Origin of the sequence: Methylobacterium mesophilicum SR1.6/6 (assembly GCF_000364445.2) — a bacterium.
GTDB classification, from domain to species: domain Bacteria; phylum Pseudomonadota; class Alphaproteobacteria; order Rhizobiales; family Beijerinckiaceae; genus Methylobacterium; species Methylobacterium mesophilicum_A.
Window position 1 is genome coordinate 4,787,731 of sequence record NZ_CP043538.1, and the last position, 17,683, is coordinate 4,805,413.

19 protein-coding genes are annotated in these 17,683 nt (G+C 71.9%); 7 read left to right on the forward strand and 12 right to left on the reverse strand.

Features of this window, described 5'->3' with window-relative positions; all coding sequences use genetic code 11:
* The first annotated feature begins 29 nt into the window (after positions 1 to 29).
* The 4 genes from MMSR116_RS22700 to MMSR116_RS22715 all read left to right on the forward strand — a co-directional run bounded on the left by MMSR116_RS22700 (position 30) and on the right by MMSR116_RS22715 (position 2,745).
* Positions 30 to 236, forward strand: coding sequence for a hypothetical protein (locus tag MMSR116_RS22700; RefSeq protein ID WP_010686210.1), 207 nt, complete (start codon positions 30 to 32; stop codon positions 234 to 236).
* A 721-nt stretch (positions 237 to 957) separates the two neighbouring features.
* A complete protein-coding gene (locus tag MMSR116_RS22705) occupies positions 958 to 1,467 on the forward strand; it encodes a ferritin-like domain-containing protein (protein WP_010686209.1) in 510 nt (169 codons plus the stop codon).
* A 209-nt stretch (positions 1,468 to 1,676) separates the two neighbouring features.
* Positions 1,677 to 2,321, forward strand: a complete 645-nt coding sequence (locus tag MMSR116_RS22710; RefSeq protein ID WP_083920299.1) for an isochorismatase family cysteine hydrolase — start codon at positions 1,677 to 1,679, stop codon at positions 2,319 to 2,321.
* Between the two features lie 226 nt (positions 2,322 to 2,547).
* Positions 2,548 to 2,745: a hypothetical protein gene (locus MMSR116_RS22715; protein ID WP_012318739.1), complete on the forward strand. Its 198-nt coding sequence runs from the start codon at positions 2,548 to 2,550 to the stop codon at positions 2,743 to 2,745.
* 61 nt (positions 2,746 to 2,806) lie between these two features.
* Here the strand turns inward: MMSR116_RS22715 and MMSR116_RS22720 are convergent, their stop codons facing one another.
* Complete coding sequence (locus tag MMSR116_RS22720) at positions 2,807 to 3,577, reverse strand: SDR family NAD(P)-dependent oxidoreductase (RefSeq protein WP_010686205.1); 771 nt, start codon at positions 3,575 to 3,577, stop codon at positions 2,807 to 2,809.
* 165 nt (positions 3,578 to 3,742) lie between these two features.
* On the opposite strand from MMSR116_RS22720, the gene MMSR116_RS22725 reads away from it, so the two are divergent.
* Positions 3,743 to 4,375 carry a TetR/AcrR family transcriptional regulator gene (locus MMSR116_RS22725; RefSeq protein ID WP_010686204.1) on the forward strand — a complete coding sequence of 211 codons (633 nt, stop codon included), beginning with the start codon at positions 3,743 to 3,745 and terminating at the stop codon, positions 4,373 to 4,375.
* A 23-nt stretch (positions 4,376 to 4,398) separates the two neighbouring features.
* Here the strand turns inward: MMSR116_RS22725 and MMSR116_RS22730 are convergent, their stop codons facing one another.
* The 7 genes from MMSR116_RS22730 to MMSR116_RS22760 form a co-directional block, all read right to left on the reverse strand.
* Positions 4,399 to 4,743, reverse strand: a complete 345-nt coding sequence (locus tag MMSR116_RS22730; RefSeq protein ID WP_010686203.1) for a DUF1330 domain-containing protein — start codon at positions 4,741 to 4,743, stop codon at positions 4,399 to 4,401.
* Between the two features lie 76 nt (positions 4,744 to 4,819).
* Positions 4,820 to 5,512 (reverse strand): orotidine-5'-phosphate decarboxylase, encoded by a 693-nt coding sequence (gene pyrF, locus MMSR116_RS22735; protein WP_010686202.1) that lies wholly within the window; start codon positions 5,510 to 5,512, stop codon positions 4,820 to 4,822.
* Between the two features lie 79 nt (positions 5,513 to 5,591).
* Positions 5,592 to 5,933 (reverse strand): BrnA antitoxin family protein, encoded by a 342-nt coding sequence (locus tag MMSR116_RS22740; RefSeq protein WP_010686201.1) that lies wholly within the window; start codon positions 5,931 to 5,933, stop codon positions 5,592 to 5,594.
* Positions 5,920 to 6,195 carry a BrnT family toxin gene (locus tag MMSR116_RS22745; RefSeq protein ID WP_010686200.1) on the reverse strand — a complete coding sequence of 92 codons (276 nt, stop codon included), beginning with the start codon at positions 6,193 to 6,195 and terminating at the stop codon, positions 5,920 to 5,922. Before MMSR116_RS22745 ends, MMSR116_RS22740 begins: the two co-directional genes overlap by 14 nt.
* Positions 6,196 to 6,249: 54 nt before the next feature.
* The gene (locus MMSR116_RS22750; protein WP_039894338.1) at positions 6,250 to 6,867 is read right to left on the reverse strand and encodes a uracil-DNA glycosylase family protein; all 618 of its coding nucleotides are present in this window, start codon (positions 6,865 to 6,867) and stop codon (positions 6,250 to 6,252) included.
* A 137-nt stretch (positions 6,868 to 7,004) separates the two neighbouring features.
* The gene (locus tag MMSR116_RS22755; RefSeq protein WP_010686198.1) at positions 7,005 to 9,200 is read right to left on the reverse strand and encodes a xanthine dehydrogenase family protein molybdopterin-binding subunit; all 2,196 of its coding nucleotides are present in this window, start codon (positions 9,198 to 9,200) and stop codon (positions 7,005 to 7,007) included.
* 61 nt (positions 9,201 to 9,261) lie between these two features.
* Complete coding sequence (locus MMSR116_RS22760) at positions 9,262 to 9,717, reverse strand: (2Fe-2S)-binding protein (RefSeq protein WP_010686197.1); 456 nt, start codon at positions 9,715 to 9,717, stop codon at positions 9,262 to 9,264.
* 276 nt (positions 9,718 to 9,993) lie between these two features.
* Between MMSR116_RS22760 and MMSR116_RS22765 the strand changes: the two genes are divergently transcribed.
* Positions 9,994 to 11,526: a sensor histidine kinase gene (locus MMSR116_RS22765; RefSeq protein WP_010686196.1), complete on the forward strand. Its 1,533-nt coding sequence runs from the start codon at positions 9,994 to 9,996 to the stop codon at positions 11,524 to 11,526.
* A gap of 77 nt (positions 11,527 to 11,603) precedes the next feature.
* Here MMSR116_RS22765 and MMSR116_RS22770 read toward each other — a convergent pair whose 3' ends face one another.
* The gene (locus MMSR116_RS22770) at positions 11,604 to 12,020 is read right to left on the reverse strand and encodes an EVE domain-containing protein (RefSeq protein ID WP_010686195.1); all 417 of its coding nucleotides are present in this window, start codon (positions 12,018 to 12,020) and stop codon (positions 11,604 to 11,606) included.
* A 250-nt stretch (positions 12,021 to 12,270) separates the two neighbouring features.
* On the opposite strand from MMSR116_RS22770, the gene MMSR116_RS22775 reads away from it, so the two are divergent.
* Positions 12,271 to 14,649, forward strand: a complete 2,379-nt coding sequence (locus MMSR116_RS22775; RefSeq protein ID WP_010686194.1) for an EAL domain-containing protein — start codon at positions 12,271 to 12,273, stop codon at positions 14,647 to 14,649.
* 72 nt (positions 14,650 to 14,721) lie between these two features.
* Here the strand turns inward: MMSR116_RS22775 and MMSR116_RS22780 are convergent, their stop codons facing one another.
* From MMSR116_RS22780 to tsaD, 3 genes are read right to left on the reverse strand one after another with little or no spacing between them, the layout of a single operon-like run.
* A complete protein-coding gene (locus MMSR116_RS22780) occupies positions 14,722 to 15,720 on the reverse strand; it encodes an NAD(P)H-dependent glycerol-3-phosphate dehydrogenase (RefSeq protein ID WP_010686193.1) in 999 nt (332 codons plus the stop codon).
* The gene (locus MMSR116_RS22785; protein ID WP_010686192.1) at positions 15,717 to 16,574 is read right to left on the reverse strand and encodes a GNAT family N-acetyltransferase; all 858 of its coding nucleotides are present in this window, start codon (positions 16,572 to 16,574) and stop codon (positions 15,717 to 15,719) included. The genes MMSR116_RS22780 and MMSR116_RS22785 overlap by 4 nt, the downstream gene beginning before the upstream one ends.
* Positions 16,571 to 17,635 carry a tRNA (adenosine(37)-N6)-threonylcarbamoyltransferase complex transferase subunit TsaD gene (gene tsaD / locus MMSR116_RS22790; protein ID WP_010686191.1) on the reverse strand — a complete coding sequence of 355 codons (1,065 nt, stop codon included), beginning with the start codon at positions 17,633 to 17,635 and terminating at the stop codon, positions 16,571 to 16,573. The genes MMSR116_RS22785 and tsaD overlap by 4 nt, the downstream gene beginning before the upstream one ends.
* Positions 17,636 to 17,683 lie beyond the last annotated feature (48 nt).

The window sequence follows — 17,683 nt, forward strand, 5'->3', positions numbered from 1 at the left end:
TAGCGCTCGGTTGCGGGAGATCGGACCTCATGAGAACTGTCTTCGTCGCCTCAATCCTTGTCCTCCTTCCGCTCACGCAAGCCTGCGCGCAGGCCAACCCGAAGCGGGAGGCGTGCCTGAAGGAAGCGGAGGCGAAGGGCCTTTACACGACGGCCGGCCGGAATCCGGGGCGGTTCAACCAGATGAACGCGCCGCAGCGCGAGGAATTCATGAAGGCCTGCATGGCGCACCGGTAGGGCCCGGCCCAGTCGCGACCGGCCGCGGGCGCGAAGGCGGGCGCGAAGGTCAGAGCGCCGGCCCGTGCGCGCTGGACGCAGCGGCCGCTCCCCAACGCCGCGTCCGGATGGGATCGGCAGGCTTCGGCCGGCTCAAAGTTCGCGGATCCTCTTCCCGATCCCGCTGGGCTCGTGTTTCTCGATCTCGACCGGATGGCCCGTGTCGTTCGGCAAGCCGCGTCCCGTCTGCGCAATGGTCTCGTCGCGCGGGCGTCAGCGCGGGCCGTCCGAGATCGGCGAGTCCTTCGACGACTCCTTCGACATCGCGCAGTCCTGATCCGTCCGCGTCGCCGCGCTTGCGGGGCTCCAGGCTTATAATCGCGTCCCGTTCAGCCAACCCGGCAGGGGTGGCGGAGATCCGGGCACCGTGCCGACAGGCGCATGACGGGTACGCTTGAGCCCTCAGGCAGGTCGATGCGGCTTGAGCCGCCGGTCACGCCCGGGCCCCGCTGCGCGGGGCTCACGACCGCGAGCCGGTGCCGGCGCAGATCGCCGCAGGAAGGGGGTCCGGCGATCCCATCCCGCCCCCGGGCGGCACCCGGCCTGTCTCGCCCCGCCCCGCGCATCGGGCGCGGAGCCGCGCCGAAGCCCGCGGTGGTCCGCCAGGAACTTGGCCGTCCAGCGTTTGGGTTCCCCGGGTGACTGGGCCGCCCGAGCCCGCAACGGAACAGAGGTGACGACCATGGCAATGGACGCGCGCGAGATCTACGTCACGGCCCTGAAGAACACCCACGCCCTGGAGATGCAGGCGCTGCAGATCATGGAGCGGCAGGTCGAGCGCCTCGAGCGCTACCCGGAGATGGAGCAAGCCCTCCGCCGCCATATCGAGGAGACGCACGGCCAGCGCCAGCGCCTGGAGGAGGCGCTCCAGAGCCTCGGCGACAGCCCCTCGGCCCTGAAGGAGGGGTTCCTGGGCTTCGTCGGCAACATGATGGCTCTGGGACACACGCCGGCCCAGGATGAGATCCTGAAGAACACCTACGCCAACCACGCCTTCGAGAACTTCGAGATCGCGGCCTACGAGTCGCTTCTCACCATCGGCGACGCGGCCGGCCAGCAGGGCCACCGGACGGCCTTCCAGCAGTCGTTGAAGGAGGAGCAGACCATGGCGGAGGCAGTGCGCAACCTGATCCGCCCGACCACGGAGCGCTACCTCCAGCTCACCACGGCCGGCGAGAAGGCGGACCGGTAGGGCGCCCCGCCGAGGTGGAAGCCGGCTCGGCGGGAGGAACAGCATCGGAGCACGGGTTCGGCGCCGCCCCCGGGCGCGGCGCCGGCCAGCCCCGGCGGACGGGGTGCCGTTCGCGTCGGGTCGTGGGTGCGCCGGAAGGCGCCCTCCGGCGACGCGCGGCGCCCCATTCTGCCGCAGGAACAACACCCACCCTGCCTGATTGCGCGGAGATGGACACAGGCAGCGCTCGATCGACGGACCACAGGGGCCAGGAGGGCGCCTCGTCCAGCAAGCCTCTGGGGGACGGCTGCGTCCACCTCTGCGTGGACATGCAGCGCATGTTCGCGGAGCCCACCGACTGGCAGACACCTTGGATGATGCGGGTTCTTCCGCATGTGTGCCGGCTTGCCTCGGCACGTCCGGAGCGGACCATCTTCACCCGCTTCATCCCGGCTGCCCGGCCCGGGGAGGGGCGCGGCACCTGGGCGACCTACTCGGAGCGGTGGGCGGACATGACCCGGGAACGCCTCGACCCCGGCCTGATCGACCTCGTGCCGGACCTCGCGCGGCTGGCGCCGCCCGCGGAGATCCTCGACAAGCTGGTCTACTCGCCGTGGCTCGACACGGATCTGGACGCGCGCCTCCAGGCCCGGGGCATCGACACCCTGATCGTCACCGGGGCGGAGACGGATGTCTGCGTGCTGGCCGCGGTGCTCGGCGGCGTCGACCTTGGCTACCGGATCGTGCTGGCCTCGGACGGGCTCTGCAGCTCCTGCGACGAGGCGCACGACGCGCTGCTCCTGATGTACCGGATGCGCTACGGCCATCAGGTCGAGACGATGACGACCGCCGAGATCCTCGACCGCTGGCACTGACCGGTTTGTGCGCTGCACCGAGCATTCACGCGGCAGCGGCCAAGCTTAAGGCAAGTCCAGGCGGATCCGATCCGGCCCGCAGCGAGACCTGGCCGCACCTGTCCGGTCCCTCAGGACCACGAACACTCCCATCGTCCCCGGACCCGTCGCGAAAAACAGTCGCGCCACGCGAACCGCGGGCCAGCGCGGCCGTTATATCCTCAAACACGGTTTCGGAGGACAGATCATGGCCAAGCACGAGATCCTCGGGTACTTCGAGCACCGCCGTGACGGGGCCTGGGTGTGCGTCCGGCCCTTCACCCTGACGACCCGCGATGCCAGCGTCGACATCCGCCAGGGCATGCGCTTCGATTACGGCAAGCGGGTCGGCGGCGTCGACCTCGCCGAGTACCTGGAACGGCTGGGCTCGCAGTTCGGCTCGTAACGCAGTCCCTGACCCAAGCCGCCGCGCGGCGCCGGACGCGAGTCCGGCGCCGTTCGTCGTTTCAGGCCCCGCCCCACTGCATCGTCAGCCCGCCATCGACCACGAGTGTGTGACCGGTGACGTAATCGGCCGCGTCCGAGGCGAGGTAGAGGATCGCCCGGGCGATCTCCTCCGGCTGGCCGGCCCGGTGCCACGGGATCCGCTCCAGCGACTGCTCGAGCACCTCCGGCTTCTCGAAGCGGTCGGAGGTCATCGGCGTCTCGATCAGGCCCGGGGCGACGCTGTTGACGTTGATCCGGTCCTCGGCGAGTTCCCGCGAGAGGGAACGACAGAGGGAGCCGAGGCCCGCCTTCGACATGCCGTAGGGCGCGCTCTCCGGAGTCGGCAGGTGCTGGGCCACGGAGGAGACGAACACGATCTTGCCGTTCCCACCCTGGGCCCGGCGCATCTTGATGAAGGGGCGGGCGCAGAACAGCGGCCCCATCAGGTTCACCCGCAGGATCCGTTCCAGCACGGTGTCGTCCATCTCGACGACCGGCATGCCGCTCATGGCCTGCCCGGCATTGGCCACGAGGATGTCGAGGGTGCCGAACTCGCTGCCGATCCGGTCGAAGGCGGCCGCGACTGCGGCCGGGTCGCCGACATCGAGCTGCAGGACAAGGGCCCGGCGGCCGGCGGCCTCAACCCGCGCGGCCGTCTCACGGATGCCCGCCTCGTCGGTGTGGTAGGTGATCGCCACGTCTGCACCTTCGCGGGCCAGCAGCTCCGCAGTCGCCCGTCCGATGCCGGAATCGGCCCCGGTGACGAGGGCACGGGTGTCGGTGAAGCTCATCGTCGATCCCATCAAGGCTCATCAGGGCGCGCCGCGGACGGGCACCGTCGAGCGGGCAATGAGTGCCGCCGGGGCGGGTTCCGGGCGCGCGCAGCGGCCGCAGGGGGAACCGGATCCGGGCTCGCGTCTTTGACGCTCCGCGCCCGCATGGCCTAGTGAGGACGCATGTCCCTGGATGATACGACCCACCTGATCGCGGAGGAGTGCGCGCCCGACACGCGGAGCCGCATCCTCGCGACGGCGGACACGTATTTCCGCGAGATCGGCTATCAGAAGACCACCGTGGCCGACATCGCCCGGACCCTGAAGATGAGCCCGGCCAACGTCTACCGCTTCTTCGACTCGAAGAAGGCGATCAACGAGGCGGTGCTGGAGCGCCTGATCGGCGAGAGCGAGGCGGTCATCTCCGAGATCGCCGACCGGCCGGGCCTCGACGCCACCGAGCGTCTCGTTGCGGCGATCGAGACCCTCCATCGCGACTGCACCCGCCGCTGCGAGACGTTTCCCCGCCTGCACGAGATGATCGAGGCGGCGATGGTGGAGAGCTGGGAGGTCTGCCGCCACCACGTCGCCCGGATTACCGCCGGGTTCGAGCGGATCATCCGCGAGGGCGTGGCGCGGGGCGCGTTCGAGGCTGCCGATCCGGCCGAGGCGGCAGCCTGCATCCACACCGCCATCGCCCGCTACACCCACCCGCTGCTGGTGGGCAGTTCCACCCTCCAGCCGGTGCCGCCGGTGGAGGTGATGACCGCGTTCCTGCTGCGGAGCCTCGCGCCCAGGACCGGCGGACGCCGTTAGGCTGCATGGGGTAAGCGTGGCGTCTACTCGGAGGCCGGCCCGACCTCCGGTGCCGGCTCGGAGGCGCCGGGCTGAGCGCCGTCATACCCCTCGATCACCAGGATCTCGGCCTCGACGCCGCCGCGCTGCTTGGCCTTGGCGGCCTGGTAGAGGTCGGAGTTCCAGCAGGCGAGGGCGTCGGCGTAGCTCGGGAACTCGATGACCACGTTGCGGGACCGGGCCGGGCCCATCACCGCCTCGTGGGCGCCCCCGCGCACGAGGAAGCGCCCGCCGAACTTCGCGAAGGCCGCGCCGTTGGCCGCCACGTAATCCTTGTAGGCCTCCGCGTCGCGGACATCGACCCGCGCGATCCAGTAGCCCTTGGTCATGCTGCGCCTCCTGCCTTGCGGAGCGAAGTGGATCCGATCCGCGCGAAGGCAATCCCGCCGGGCGTTGGACGAGATGTCAGGCGAGGTCCGTCACGATCGCCTGCGCCACCGCGCGGGGGTCCGCCGCGCCGGTGATCGGGCGCCCGACCACCACGTGGTCGATCCCGGCCCTGCGGGCGTCGCCGGGCGTCATGACCCGCTTCTGATCGCCGGCCTCGGCGCCCGCCGGGCGGATTCCCGGGGTGACGATCAGCCGGTCCGGGCCGACGATACGCCGGACCGAGCCCGCCTCGGCGGCGGAACAGACCAGCCCGTCGATGCCGATCTCGGCGGCCTGGGCGGCGCGCTTGGCGACGAGATCCGCCACCGGCAGGCCGTAGCCGGCTTCCGCGGCGTCGGCATCGTCGTAGGAGGTGAGCACCGTCACGGCGAGGATCTTGAGCCCCGGACCCCGGCCGCGCACCGCCGCCCGCATGGTCTGCGGGTAGGCGTGGACGGTGAGGAAGGTGGCGCCGGAGCCGGACGCCGAGCGCACGCCCTCCTCCACGGTGTTGCCGATGTCGTGGAGCTTCAGGTCGAGGAAGACCTTGAGGCCGCGGGCCGCCAGCCGCTCGGCGAGCGCGAGGCCGCCCGCGTAGCCGAGCTGGTAGCCGATCTTGTAGAAGGTCGCGGCGTCGCCGATCCGGTCGATCAGCGCCTCGGCGGCCGGCACGCTCGGCAGGTCGAGGGCCACGATCAGGCGGTCGCGGGGATCGGGAATCTCGGTCATCGGAGGTCCTTCGGGGTCGCGGCACGGATCACGGGCCGGCGACGCCTGTCAATGCGAGCCCGCTGAGGCCCTCCTGACATCAACCACGCTTGAGCGCCTTGGCCCGCGCCGGTCGGCGCGGGGCGCCCTTCGCCAGCGCCTCGTTCATGCGCGCCTCCCAGCCCGGACCGGCAGCCTTGTAGGCGGCGAGCACGTCGGGGTCGACGTGCAGGGAAACCGGAATGCCGTGAGACCCAGACTTGACCCGGTCGGCCCGCGCAGCGAGCGCGGCTGCGAGATCCGATGGAAGACCTTCCGGCCCCAGCCGCATCCCGGCCAATTGCTCGGCCGTCAACGCGGGCGTATCGGACACCTCCTCCCAATCCTCGAGGGAGTAGCTGGCATCCGCACCAACGTCGGAGACGTGATCAGAGGGCTTCATAGATGGATCTCTCCGTCCGATTTGCACGGCGGACGCTCACAATGTCGAACGCCTCCGTTCCGAGTGGCGATACGATCACCACGACCACCACCGCTCCGAACCAAGTCCCGATCAGCAGGTAGCGGACGCGGCCTGTGCAACTCGGCCGGGTGGGTGCAGTCGCGTACCGGTCGAAGCTGAATGCCTCCTCGAACTGCGCCGGATCGAATCCGTGCTTGGCGATGTTGGCCGAGCGCTTCGGTTCCTGGGCGATGAACTTCACGGATCAGAGGTTATACGTGAGTCGCGCGCGAGATGCGATTGGCCGCCCGCCCTTTTACCCCGCCATCACCCGCGCCACCGCGTCCCGCAGCACCGGCAGCAGCTCAGCCTCGAACCAGGGCTCGCGCTTGAGCCAGCCGTTGTTGCGCCAGGACGGGTGAGGCAGGGGCAGGACCCGGGGGCGGCGGGGCTCGGACAGGATCTCCCGCCAGCGCCGCACGGTGCCGGTGAGCCCGCCCTCCATCCGTCCGAGATGCCAGCCTTGCGCGTACTGGCCGATCACCAGGATCAGTTCTAGGTCCGGCAGGCCGGAGAAGAGCTCCGCCCGCCAGCGCTCGGCGCATTCCCGCCGCGGCGGCCGGTCGCCGCCCTTGGCGTCGAGGCCCGGGAAGCACGAGCCCATCGGCACGATAGCGACCCGGCTGGGGTCGTAGAACCGCGCCTCGTCGAGCCCGAGCCAGGATCGCAGGCGCACCCCCGACGGGTCGGTGAAGGGCTGCCCCGTGCGATGCGCGCGGGTGCCGGGGGCTTGGCTGGCGATGCAGAGCCGGGCCGTGGCCGATCCCTGCACGATGGGCCGGGGCTCCTGGGGAAGGGGCTGGCCGTAGAGCGGTGTGTCCCGGCAGAGGCGGCAGGCGCGCAAGCGCGCGGCGGTGTCGTCGAAGGCGGGCATCCGCCTGAGATGGGATCGGACGACCCCAAAAAGAAACGGCGCGGTGTCGCGCCGCGCCGTCGTCAGTCGGGTCTCTTGCCTTGGGGGGAAGGCCCCTCCGTCTTACGCCGCCGATGGACGCTTGAACGTGCGATTCCTCACGCGCCCTTCACGCTCGACAGGTCGAGGGGCAGCGAGCGCAGGCGCCGGCCGGTGGCGGCGAAGACCGCGTTGGCGATCGACGGCCCCAGCACCGGCACGCCAGGCTCTCCGATCCCGGTGGGCGCCACCCGGCTCGGCACGATGTGCACCTCGACCGTCGGCATCTCGCTCATCCGGGTCGGCTCGTAGGCGTCGAAATTGTGCTCCTGCACCTGCCCGTCCTTCAGGGTGATGCGGTTCCTGAGCACCGCCGACAGGGCGAAGCCCACCGCGCCCTCGACCTGCGCGCGGATCACATCCGGGTTGACCGCCACGCCGACATCCACCGCGGCGACGATGCGGTTCACCCGGACCGCCGCCTCCTGAGCGGTCACGTCGGCCACCATGGCGACGTAGGAGCCGAAGGATTCGTGGACCGCCACCCCGAGGCCGCGCCCCTGATCCTTGGGCTTGGCGCTCCAGCCGGCCTTCTCGGCGGCGAGCTTGAGCACGCCGGCGAGCCGCGGCGCCTGGGTCAGGAGCGACAGCCGGTAGGCCACCGGATCGACGTTGGCGGCATGGGCCAGCTCGTCGATCATCACCTCCATCACGTGGGCCGTGTGGGTGTGGCCCACCGAGCGCCACCACAGGACCGGCACGCCCTCGCGGCCGTTATGGACGCCGAACCGGTAGGCCGGGAGCGCGTAGGGCGTGTCGGAGGCGCCCTCCACGGTGGTGGCGTCGATGCCGTTCTTGACGATCATCGCCTCGAAGGGCGAGGCGATCATGATCGACTTGCCGACCATGACGTGGTCCCAGCCGACCACCGCGCCCCTGCCGTCGATCCCGGCGCGGACCTTGTGCAGCACGGTCGGGCGATAGTAGCCGCCGGCCATGTCGTCCTCGCGGGTCCAGACGAGATGCACGGGGGCCTTCTCGCCCGACGCCTTCAGGACGGTCGCGGCCTCTGCGAGGTAGTCGGCGGTCGGCGTCGCCCGGCGGCCGAAGGAGCCGCCGGCCCAGTTGCTGTGCAGCCGCACCCGGTCGGGCGTCACCCCGAGGATCGCCGCCATGGTGGCCTGCTCGACGGTCTGGAACTGGAAGCCGGCGTAGACGTCGTAGCCGCCATCGGCCGCCTTCTCGATCGTGGCGTTGAGCGGCTCCATCGCCGCGTGGGCGAGATAGGGGAAGGTGAACTCGGCCTCGATCACCTTGGCGGCGCCCTTCAGCGCCGCCTGCGGGTCGCCGCGCTCGGACGCCGTGAGGCCGGGACCCTTGGCCCGCTCGCGGTACTCGGCGAGGATCGCGTCGGACGAGCGGGTCTCGGCGGTGCTGTCGTCCCAGGCGACCGTGAGCGCCTCGCGGCCCTTCATGGCCGCCCAGGTGTCCCGGGCGATCACCGCCACGCCGGTCGGCACCTGCACCACGTCGAGGACGCCCGCGACCTTGCGGGCGGCGGTGGCGTCGAACGACGTCACGGTGGCGCCGAAGCGTGGCGCCCGGGCCACCACGGCAGTGACCTGGTTCGGGCGGCGGATATCCAGGGAATAGACCGCCGTGCCGTTGGTCTTGGCGACCGAGTCGAGGCGCGGGATCTTCTGGCCGATCAGCCGCCACTCGCTCGGGTCCTTGAGGCGCGGCTCGGAGGGCACCGGCAGGGAGGCCGCTGAGGAAGCCAGCTCCCCGAACCGGGCCTGCCGGCCGGAGGGCGCGTGGCGCACAACGCCATCCGCGACGGTGATCTCCGAGACCGGCACCTTCCAGCGGAAGGCGGCCTCGGCCATCAGCATCTCGCGGGCGGCCGCGCCCGCCTTGCGCAGCTGGAACCAGGAATTGGCCACCGCGGTGGAGCCGCCGGTGCCCTGGATCGGGCCCATCAGGGTGTTGTTGTAGAGCGCCGCGTCGGCGGGCGCGAACTCTGTGCGGACCTTAGCCCAGTCGGCGCCGAGCTCGTCGGCCAGGATCGTGGCGAGCCCGGTCGTGTTCCCCTGGCCCATGTCGAGGTGCTTGATCACCACCGTGACGGTGTCGTCGGCACCGATCCGCACGAAGGCATTGGGCTGCGCCTTCACGTCGGCGAGGTTCGGGCCCGACGCCGCCCGGGCGGGCTTGGGATCGAACCGGAACGCGACCACGAGGGCGCCGGCGCCGGCGAGCAGGCCGCGGCGGCTGGGACGGACGGGGAGGGGGTTCGGTCGACGGGCGTTCAGCATGGCGGCGAGGCTCCGGTCGGGACCGCGGGGGCGGGCGGGGAAAGGTGGGCGCCGGGACGGATCAGGCGAGGCTGCGCGCGGCTTCGTGAATCGCCGCGCGGATGCGCTGGTAGGTGCCGCAGCGGCAGATGTTGCCGTCCATGGCCCCGTCGATGTCGGCGTCGCTCGGCTTGGCGTTGCCCGAGAGCAGGCCGATCGCCGACATGATCTGGCCGGACTGGCAGTAGCCGCACTGGACCACGTCGAGCTTGCGCCACGCCGCCTGGACGGCCTCGGCCACCCGGCCCGAGACGCCCTCGATGGTGGTCACCTGCGCGGTGCCGACATCGCCGATCTTCGTCTGGCAGGCGCGGACCGGCTGGCCGTCGAGGTGGACCGTGCAGGCACCGCACTGGGCGATGCCGCAGCCATATTTGGTGCCGGTGGCGTCGAGCCGGTCGCGCAGCACCCAGAGCAGGGGCATGTCCGGGTCGGCGTCGATCTCGTGCGCGACTCCGTTGACGGTGAGCTTCGGCATGGTCGTCGGCCCTTCCTCGACGCGTGCGTCCGGACCCACCGGAGCCCGATGCGCGGCCTCGATCGGGCACCGCGGTCGCCACGACCGTAGCGTTCACCCGGGCCGGCGCGATGTGCGGCACCGCACGTCGACCCGGTCCGCGCGCAACCTGAAGACAGCCTCGCGACAGGCCGGTTGCATAAGATCCGAACGATACCGGCAGCCCCTTCTTAACACATCCGCCGCATCCTCACGGAGCGATTCCGAGCCGACACCAGTTTCGAGTTTTAAGACGCGATGTCCGATCTCACCGTCGAGATGGTTCAGCGCGGTCGCGGCCCCTCGACGGAGGAGGCGGCGCGCCGCCTCGGGGTTGCCCGCGAGATCCGCTCGGCCCGCGAGAAGCTGACCTCTCAGACCGGCCTGGAACGGGCCTTCGACTATGAATTGCTGCGCCACTACGCCCAGTACCGGGCCGGGGCGGGCATCCCGCTGGTGCTGTTCGCGGCCGTGCTCGCCGCGGCGGCGACCGTGTGGATCGCCCCGGCAGTGGCGGCGGCCTGGGCCCTGGGTGTCGTCCTGATGATCTCGCTCAACACCACGTTGAGCCGCCGTTTCCTGCGCGCCGACCCGGCGACGAGTCCTCTGGCCCACTGGCGCCGCCGTTTTCTGATCGGCGAGGTGCTGCAGAGCCTGTCGTGGTCGGCGATGATCGGCCTCGGCGCCACCGGGGGCTGGACCTTCGCGCTGTTCGGCCTCGTCATCGCCTCCGCGGTCACCACCATGCTGGCCGCGACGGTGCCGCTGGCGGCCGTCGCCGCCCTGGTCCCCCTGGCGCTCGCCACGGTCTCGCTCTCCGCCTTCTCGGGGGAGATGAACGGTCTGATGCTCGTCGTGATGGCCGGCGGCGCGCAGCTCTTCTTCCTCGGCCTGTCCCGCCATCTCTACGCCTCGACGGTGGGCGCCCTACGCTCCCGCGCCGAGAAGGACGCGATGTTCGGCGAGCTGGAGCAGGCTAAGGCGAATTCCGACGAGGCCCGCCGCCGGGCCGAGGAGGCAAACCTCGCCAAGTCCCGCTTCCTCGCGACCATGAGCCACGAGCTGCGCACGCCGCTCAACGCCATCCTGGGCTTCTCGGAGGTGATGAAGAACGAGGTGTTCGGCGCCCACGCGGCGCCCTCCTATCGCGAGTACTCGAACGACATCCACGACAGCGGGCTGCATCTCCTCAACCTCATCAACGAGATCCTCGACCTCTCGCGCATCGAGGCGGGGCGCTACGAACTCAACGAGGAGGCGGTCCAGCTCGCCCACGTGGTGGAGGAGTGCCGCCACATGATGGGGCTGCGCGCCAAGGCGAAGAACCAGACTTTCCACGACCTCGTCGACGATTCCCTCCCGCGCCTCTGGGCGGACGAGCGGGCTTTGCGCCAGATCGTGCTCAACCTCCTGTCGAACGCCGTGAAGTTCACCCCACCGGGGGGCGAGATCTGGCTGAAGGTCGGCTGGACCGCCTCGGGCGGGCAGTACGTCTCGGTCAAGGACAGCGGGCCCGGCATCCCGGAGGACGAACTCGGCACCGTCCTGTCGTCGTTCGGCCGCGGCTCCCTGGCAATCAAGACCGCCGAGCAGGGGTCGGGCTTGGGCCTCCCGATCGTCAAGGGACTGATCGAGCTGCACGGCGGACGGTTCAAGCTGACCTCGAAGCCCCGGGAGGGCACCGAGGTGGTGGTGACGCTGCCGGCGACCCGGGTGATGGACACGCTGCCGGCCGTCGACGTCGCCGAGGAGATGCTGCCGTCCGGGAGCTCGCTCGATCGGGCGGCGTGAGCCAGGGGATCCGACGTCTCTGCGAGCGCCGCGCAGCAGAGACGAAGCGTGTCGGAGCGATCGCGGCGCAGACCGCTTCAGCCCACCCCTCCGAGCGCACAGACCCGCGCCCACTCCGCCTCAGTCACAGGCTGCACCGACAGGCGGGAGTTGTTCACCAGCACCATGGCGGCGAGTGCCGGATCGGCCTTGATCGCGTCGAGAGTCACCGGCCGGGGAAGCGCCCGGACCGCCCGCACGTCGACCATGCCGAAGCGGCCGGTCTCGTCGGTGTGGTCGGGATAGTAGGGCCGGATCACCTCGACGATCCCGACCACCGCCTTGCCCTCGTTCGAGTGGTAGAAGAAGCCCCGCTCGCCGACCTGCATGGCCATCAGCTGCTGCTTGGCGAGGTGGTTGCGCACGCCGTTCCAGAAGGTCCCGGTCTCCCCGGCCGCGACCTGCTGATCCCACGACCAAGTCGCGGGCTCGGATTTGAACAGCCAGTACGCCATCGCTGAGATTCCCGGAACCGCCCGATCCCGGCGGCACATCCCGCCATAGCGCAGCTTCATCCCCGACGGACAGACCACCGCCGCCGGGCTCCGCGCAGACCCGTCGCCCAGGCTCTTTCTCGGGCGTCCAGCGATCAGGATGCGGCCACAACCCTATTCGGCAAGGTCAAGACCGGGTCGTTGTATGAATATTAAATCCTATCTGCGACAATCTTATAACTACACCTCAGAGTAGAAGTACGACGTCCACATGCTGACCGTTCTCGGTTGCTTCGTCGGGGAACACAACTTGTGGCTGGTAGCGCTGGCGGCGCTGGTCTGCACGCTGGCCAGCACCACCGCCATGGCGCTGCTGACCCATGCCGGCCGGGCGGGCGGGCGCAGCCGCTTCACCTGGCTCGCGGTCGCGGCGGCGGCGGGTGGCTCCGGCATCTGGGCGACGCACTTCCTGGCGATGCTCGCCTTCGAGCCGCACCTGCCCTCGGGTTACGGAATCGGCCTGACCCTCCTGTCCTACGCGGACGCGGTCGCGATCACCGGCCTCGGCTTCGCCCTGGCCACGACCGGGGGAAATGTCCGGGCTGCGCTCGGGGGCGCGGTGGCGGGCGGCGGCATCGCCGCCATGCACTACACCGGCATGGCGGCTTACCAGGTCCCCGGGCACCTCATCTGGAACCCGGCGCTGGTGGCCGCCTCGGTGGTGATCGGCGCCTCGCTTGGAGGCGCATCCCTGCTGGTCGGCCTGTCGGCGCGCACCGCACGGGGCCGATGCCTGGGTGCGGCGCTGCTGATCCTGGCGATCTGCGGCCACCACTTCACCGGCATGGGCGCGGTGACCCTCGTGCCCGACCCGGCCGTCGCGATCCCGGAGAGCGCGATCCGGACCGAGTGGCTCGCGGCCGCCGTGGCGCTGGCGAGCTGCCTGATCCTGCTCACCGCCGGGGCCGCCCTGCTGCTCGACCTGCGCGAGCGCAAGCGCGCCGAGATCGAGCGCGAGCGCCTGCTCAGCCTCGCCAACGCGGCCGTGGAAGGGCTCGTCGTGTGCCGCGCCGGCCAGATCGTCAGCGCCAACGAGGCCTTCGCCCGCCTCGCGGGCGCCGAGGCGAATGCCCTGGCCGGGGCGAGCCTTGCCGCGTTCCTGCCGGGTTTCGCCGCCGGCACAGGGACGGCCGATCAGCCGGTGGAATTCGAGCTGGTCCAGGCGGGGGGCGCCACCATCCCGGTCGAGGTGATCATGCGCCCGGTGGCCGAGTACGGGCGCCAGCCGCACCACGCCGTCGCGGTGCGCGACCTGCGCGCGCGGCGCCGGGCCGAGAGCGAGATCCACTATCTCGCCCACCACGACGCGCTCACGGGACTCGCCAACCGCACCAGCTTTCACGCTCGCCTGGAACGCGAGACGCGCGCCGCCGACGTCCAGGGCACGAAGCTCGCGGTGCTGTGCCTCGACCTCGACCGGTTCAAGGAGGTCAACGATCTGTACGGCCACGCGGCCGGAGACGCGATGCTGCGCGACCTCGCTCTCCGGGTCGGCGGCCTGCTCGACGGCAACCAGCTGATGGCGCGGCTGGGCGGCGACGAGTTCGCCATCCTCACGCCGCAGGGGCCGGGATGCGCGGACGGGTCGGCCGAGCGGCTGGCCGAACGGATCCTGGCGACCCTGGCGGCGGTGCCGGCGGCCTCCGGGCCGGTGATCGCCACCAGCATCGGCGTCGCGGTCTACCCCGACGACGCCCAGGACCAGCACGCGCTCCTCAGCTACGCCGACGCCGCCCTGTACCGGGCCAAGGCCGAGGGCCGCGGCACCTGCCGCCGCTACGACGCCAGCATGGGCGCGCAGATCCGCGACAGGCGCATGCTGGAGCACGACCTGCGTCACGCGGTGGCCCGCGGGGAGCTGGAACTCGTCTACCAGCCGCAGTCCCAGATCGAGACCGGCGCGGTGACGGGCTTCGAGGCGCTGCTGCGCTGGGGTCACCCGGCACGCGGCAGCGTCTCGCCGGCCCTGTTCGTGCCGATCGCCGAGGAGACCGGGGCGATCCTCGAGATCGGCGCCTGGGTGCTGCGGGAGGCGTGCCGGACGGCCGCCGGATGGCCGCAGCCGCTGGCGATCGCCGTCAACGTCTCGGCGGTTCAGCTCCACAACCCGCACTTCGTGCAGTTCGTCCACGGCATCCTGTTCGAGACGGGCCTGAAGGCTGAGCGCCTGGAGATCGAGATCACCGAGACAGCCCTGATCCGGGATCCGGCCAGGGCGCTGCTCACCCTGCGCCAGCTCAAGGCGCTCGGCGTGCGGATCGCCATGGACGATTTCGGCACCGGCTACTCCTCGCTGTCGAACCTGCGCTCCTTCCCGTTCGACCGGATCAAGATCGACGGCTCGTTCATCAAGGCGGTCCACAGCAACCCGCAGGGCGCCGCCATCGTGCGCTCCGTCCTGGGCCTGGGGCGGGGCCTCGGGCTCGCCGTGGTGGCGGAGGGTGTGGAGACGGCCGACGAGCTGTCGTTCCTGGCGCGAGAGCACTGCACCCTCGCGCAGGGTTACCTGCTGGGCCGGCCCGCGCCGATCGCGCAGTTCGCCGATCACACCCACGGTGCCGCAGAGGAGCGGGTGGCCTCGGTGGCGTGAGGCTCATCGCGCCGGGGCCGGCCGCCTCGGCCCCGGGGCCCGGCAGGTTCGTGGCCCTTCCCGGGCGCGGGCTCAGTCGGTCTCCCCGCGCAGCGGCCGGGCCAGCAGGCCCGCGACCACGTCGTCCACGCCGGCCGTCCCCGCCACGATCGCCGCGACGGCTTCCGCCACCGGCATCTCGACGCCCTTCGCCGCTGCCAGCCCGGCCAGCGCCGCGGCCGTGAACGCGCCCTCGGCGAGCTTGCCGCCCGCGGCCGCCTCAGGGCTCGCGCCGGCCCCGAGGCGCTGGCCGAAGGCGAAGTTGCGCGATTGCGGCGAGGAGGCGGTGAGCACGAGGTCGCCGAGCCCCGAGAGACCCATCAGCGTCTCCGCCCGGCCCCCGAAGGCGCGGGCGAAGCGCATCAGCTCGGCGAAAGCCCGGGCGATCAGCGCCGCCCGGGCGCTCTCGCCGAGGCCGCGCCCCGCCACGATCCCGCAGGCGATGGCCAGCACGTTCTTGCCGGCGCCGCCGATCTCGACGCCGCGCACGTCGTCGGTGTGGTAGAGCCGGAAGCTCGGCCCCGACAGCAGCCCGCTCAGGGACGCGGCGAGGCCGGGATCGGCGGCCGCCAGGGTCACGGCGGTGGGCAGGCCGCGGGCGACGTCGGCCGCGAAGCTCGGGCCGGACAGGACCGCCACCGGCGTCCTCGGCGGCAGGATCTCCGCCGCCACGGCGCTCATGAAGCTGTCGCTGCCGCGCTCGATGCCTTTGGCGCAGAGGATCACCGGCCCGGCCGTGGCCAGGGGATCGCGCAGGGCCTCCAGCACGCCGCGCACGGTCTGGGCGGGCACGACCAGCAGGGTCGCCCGGGCGCCGGCGAGTGTGTCCGCGTCCGCCGTCGCGCGGATGCCCGGATGGAGCGGCACGCCCGGCAGGTAGCGGGGATTCTCGCGGCCCGCCTGGAGGGCGGCGGCGGCCTGCGCGTCGCGCAGCCACAGCGTCACGGGATGGCCGGCCCCGGCGGCGGCATTGGCCAGCGCCGTCCCCCAGGCGCCGCCGCCCACCACGTTGATCGCGGTTTCCGCGCTCATGCCGCTTCCTCTTTGTCCGCCCCGTCGAGCCGGTAGAGCACGTGGTCGCGCAGCGGCCCCTCCGGCACCGCCGGATGCGGAAAGCTTCCGGAGGGCGCCATGCCGAGGCGTTCCATCACGGCCCGGGAGCGGATGTTGCCCGCCGCCGTGTAGGCCACGACGGCGCGGATCCCGCAGCGGTCGGCGAGGTCGGCGAGGGTGAGCCCCACCGCGCGCGTGGCGTAGCCCCGACCCCAGGCGTTCCGCGCCAGGCGCCAGGCCAGCTCCACCGTGGTCCCGGGCCGGTCCCCGCCCGGAAAGGGCAGGGCGCGCAGGATCCGCATCGCGCCGGCGAAGCCGATGAACCGGCCCTCGTGCTCCAGGGCCCAGGGGCCGAATCCGTCGGCCACGAAGCGCCGGTCGAACTGGCCGGCCTCGGCGGCGCTCTCGGCCTCCGTCCGGGGGCGGGGAAAGTGCGCCATCACCGCCGGATCGGCGTTGAGCGCGGCGAACGGCGCCGCATCGTCCGGCCGCCAGCGGCGCAGGATCAGGTCGCCGTCCCGGAGGGCGGCGGGCACCGGGGCGACGGCGATCTTGCAGCGCCACGCCAGCGAGCGGCGGTTCAGGAGGACGAGATCCGCGTGGCCGGCGAGCACGGCCTCGCCGAGGGCGATCGCCACCTTCAGCTGGTCCAGGGGCAGGGTGGCGTGGGCAGGAGGTCGGACGTGGTCGCGCCAGGGTCCGCCGCAGGCATTGTCCAGGAGGATCCGGGCGAAGCAGTGGTAGAGGCGCACAGGCCAGCCCGGACGGGCGGCCTCCGGCAGGCGCCGCTCCACCAAGTCCCGCCAGTGCGCGCGGCGCGCCGCCTCGGTCATCCGATCGGGATCGCCGCCGGGGCCGGATCGGCCGAGAGCGGCCAGCGGGGCCGCGCGGGGGCGGTGAGGTCGTCCACCAGCCCGAGGCGCAGGCGCTCCAGCCCGGCCCAGGCGATCATCGCGCCGTTGTCGCCGCAGAGGGGCAGGGGCGGGGCGACGAAGCTCAGGCCGGCCTCGCCCGCCAGGGCAGCCAGCGCCCGGCGGACGGCGCCGTTGGCCGCCACGCCGCCGGCCGCCACCAGGGCGGTCGGCCGTCCGGCCGCGTCCGAGAAGGCCCGCAGGGCGACCCGGGCGCGGTCCACCACCACGTCGACCACCGCGGCCTGGAAGCTCGCGCAGAGGTCGGCGACGTCGCGCTCGGCCAGCGGCGCGATCCGCTCGGCCTCGATGCGCAGGGCGGTCTTGAGACCCGAGAGGGAGAAGTCGGCCTCGCGCCGGCCCAGCATCGGGCGGGGCAGGGCGAAGCGCTCGGGATCGCCGGCCTCGGCCATGCGCTCGACCTCGGGGCCGCCCGGATAGCCGAGGCCGAGGAGCTTGGCGGCCTTGTCGAAGGCCTCGCCGATCGCGTCGTCGATGGTGGAGCCGAGCCGGACGTAGTCGCCGACACCGCGCACCGCCACCAGCTGCGTGTGGCCGCCCGAGACCAGCAGCAGCAGGTAGGGGAAGGCGATCCCGTCGGTCAGCCGCGCGGTGAGGGCATGGGCCTCCAGGTGGTTGACGGCCAGCAGGGGCTTGCGGGTCACGAGCGCCAGGGTCTTGGCGGTGACGAGGCCGACCAGCACGCCGCCGATCAGCCCGGGCCCGGCCGCCACCGCGATGCCGTCGAGATCCGGGAAGCCGATCCCGGCCCTGTCGAGGGCGCGGGCGATGAGCCGGTCCAGCACCTCGACATGGGCGCGGGCGGCGATCTCCGGCACGACGCCGCCATAGGCCGCGTGCTCGGCGATCTGGCTCAGCACCTCATTGGCGCGAATCTGCCCGACGCCCTCCGCGTCGACCGACACCACCGCGGCGGCGGTCTCGTCGCAGGTGGTCTCGATGCCGAGCACGGTCTTCTGCACGTGCGGAACTCCTTGTCCGGACCACATTCTATCCGCGGCCGACCGCGG

Excerpts from the sequence above, each read along its gene's own strand:
- MMSR116_RS22700 (WP_010686210.1), top strand. The coding sequence starts at position 30 with ATGAGAACTGTCTTCGTCGCCTCAATCCTTGTCCTCCTTCCGCTCACG.
- MMSR116_RS22705 (WP_010686209.1), top strand. The coding sequence starts at position 958 with ATGGCAATGGACGCGCGCGAGATCTACGTCACGGCCCTGAAGAACACC.
- MMSR116_RS22710 (WP_083920299.1), top strand. The coding sequence starts at position 1,677 with ATGGACACAGGCAGCGCTCGATCGACGGACCACAGGGGCCAGGAGGGC.
- MMSR116_RS22715 (WP_012318739.1), top strand. The coding sequence starts at position 2,548 with ATGGCCAAGCACGAGATCCTCGGGTACTTCGAGCACCGCCGTGACGGG.
- MMSR116_RS22720 (WP_010686205.1), bottom strand. The coding sequence starts at position 3,577 with ATGAGCTTCACCGACACCCGTGCCCTCGTCACCGGGGCCGATTCCGGC.
- MMSR116_RS22725 (WP_010686204.1), top strand. The coding sequence starts at position 3,743 with ATGTCCCTGGATGATACGACCCACCTGATCGCGGAGGAGTGCGCGCCC.
- MMSR116_RS22730 (WP_010686203.1), bottom strand. The coding sequence starts at position 4,743 with ATGACCAAGGGCTACTGGATCGCGCGGGTCGATGTCCGCGACGCGGAG.
- pyrF (WP_010686202.1), bottom strand. The coding sequence starts at position 5,512 with ATGACCGAGATTCCCGATCCCCGCGACCGCCTGATCGTGGCCCTCGAC.
- MMSR116_RS22740 (WP_010686201.1), bottom strand. The coding sequence starts at position 5,933 with ATGAAGCCCTCTGATCACGTCTCCGACGTTGGTGCGGATGCCAGCTAC.
- MMSR116_RS22750 (WP_039894338.1), bottom strand. The coding sequence starts at position 6,867 with ATGCCCGCCTTCGACGACACCGCCGCGCGCTTGCGCGCCTGCCGCCTC.
- MMSR116_RS22755 (WP_010686198.1), bottom strand. The coding sequence starts at position 9,200 with ATGCTGAACGCCCGTCGACCGAACCCCCTCCCCGTCCGTCCCAGCCGC.
- MMSR116_RS22760 (WP_010686197.1), bottom strand. The coding sequence starts at position 9,717 with ATGCCGAAGCTCACCGTCAACGGAGTCGCGCACGAGATCGACGCCGAC.
- MMSR116_RS22765 (WP_010686196.1), top strand. The coding sequence starts at position 9,994 with ATGTCCGATCTCACCGTCGAGATGGTTCAGCGCGGTCGCGGCCCCTCG.
- MMSR116_RS22770 (WP_010686195.1), bottom strand. The coding sequence starts at position 12,020 with ATGGCGTACTGGCTGTTCAAATCCGAGCCCGCGACTTGGTCGTGGGAT.
- MMSR116_RS22775 (WP_010686194.1), top strand. The coding sequence starts at position 12,271 with ATGCTGACCGTTCTCGGTTGCTTCGTCGGGGAACACAACTTGTGGCTG.
- MMSR116_RS22780 (WP_010686193.1), bottom strand. The coding sequence starts at position 15,720 with ATGAGCGCGGAAACCGCGATCAACGTGGTGGGCGGCGGCGCCTGGGGG.
- MMSR116_RS22785 (WP_010686192.1), bottom strand. The coding sequence starts at position 16,574 with ATGACCGAGGCGGCGCGCCGCGCGCACTGGCGGGACTTGGTGGAGCGG.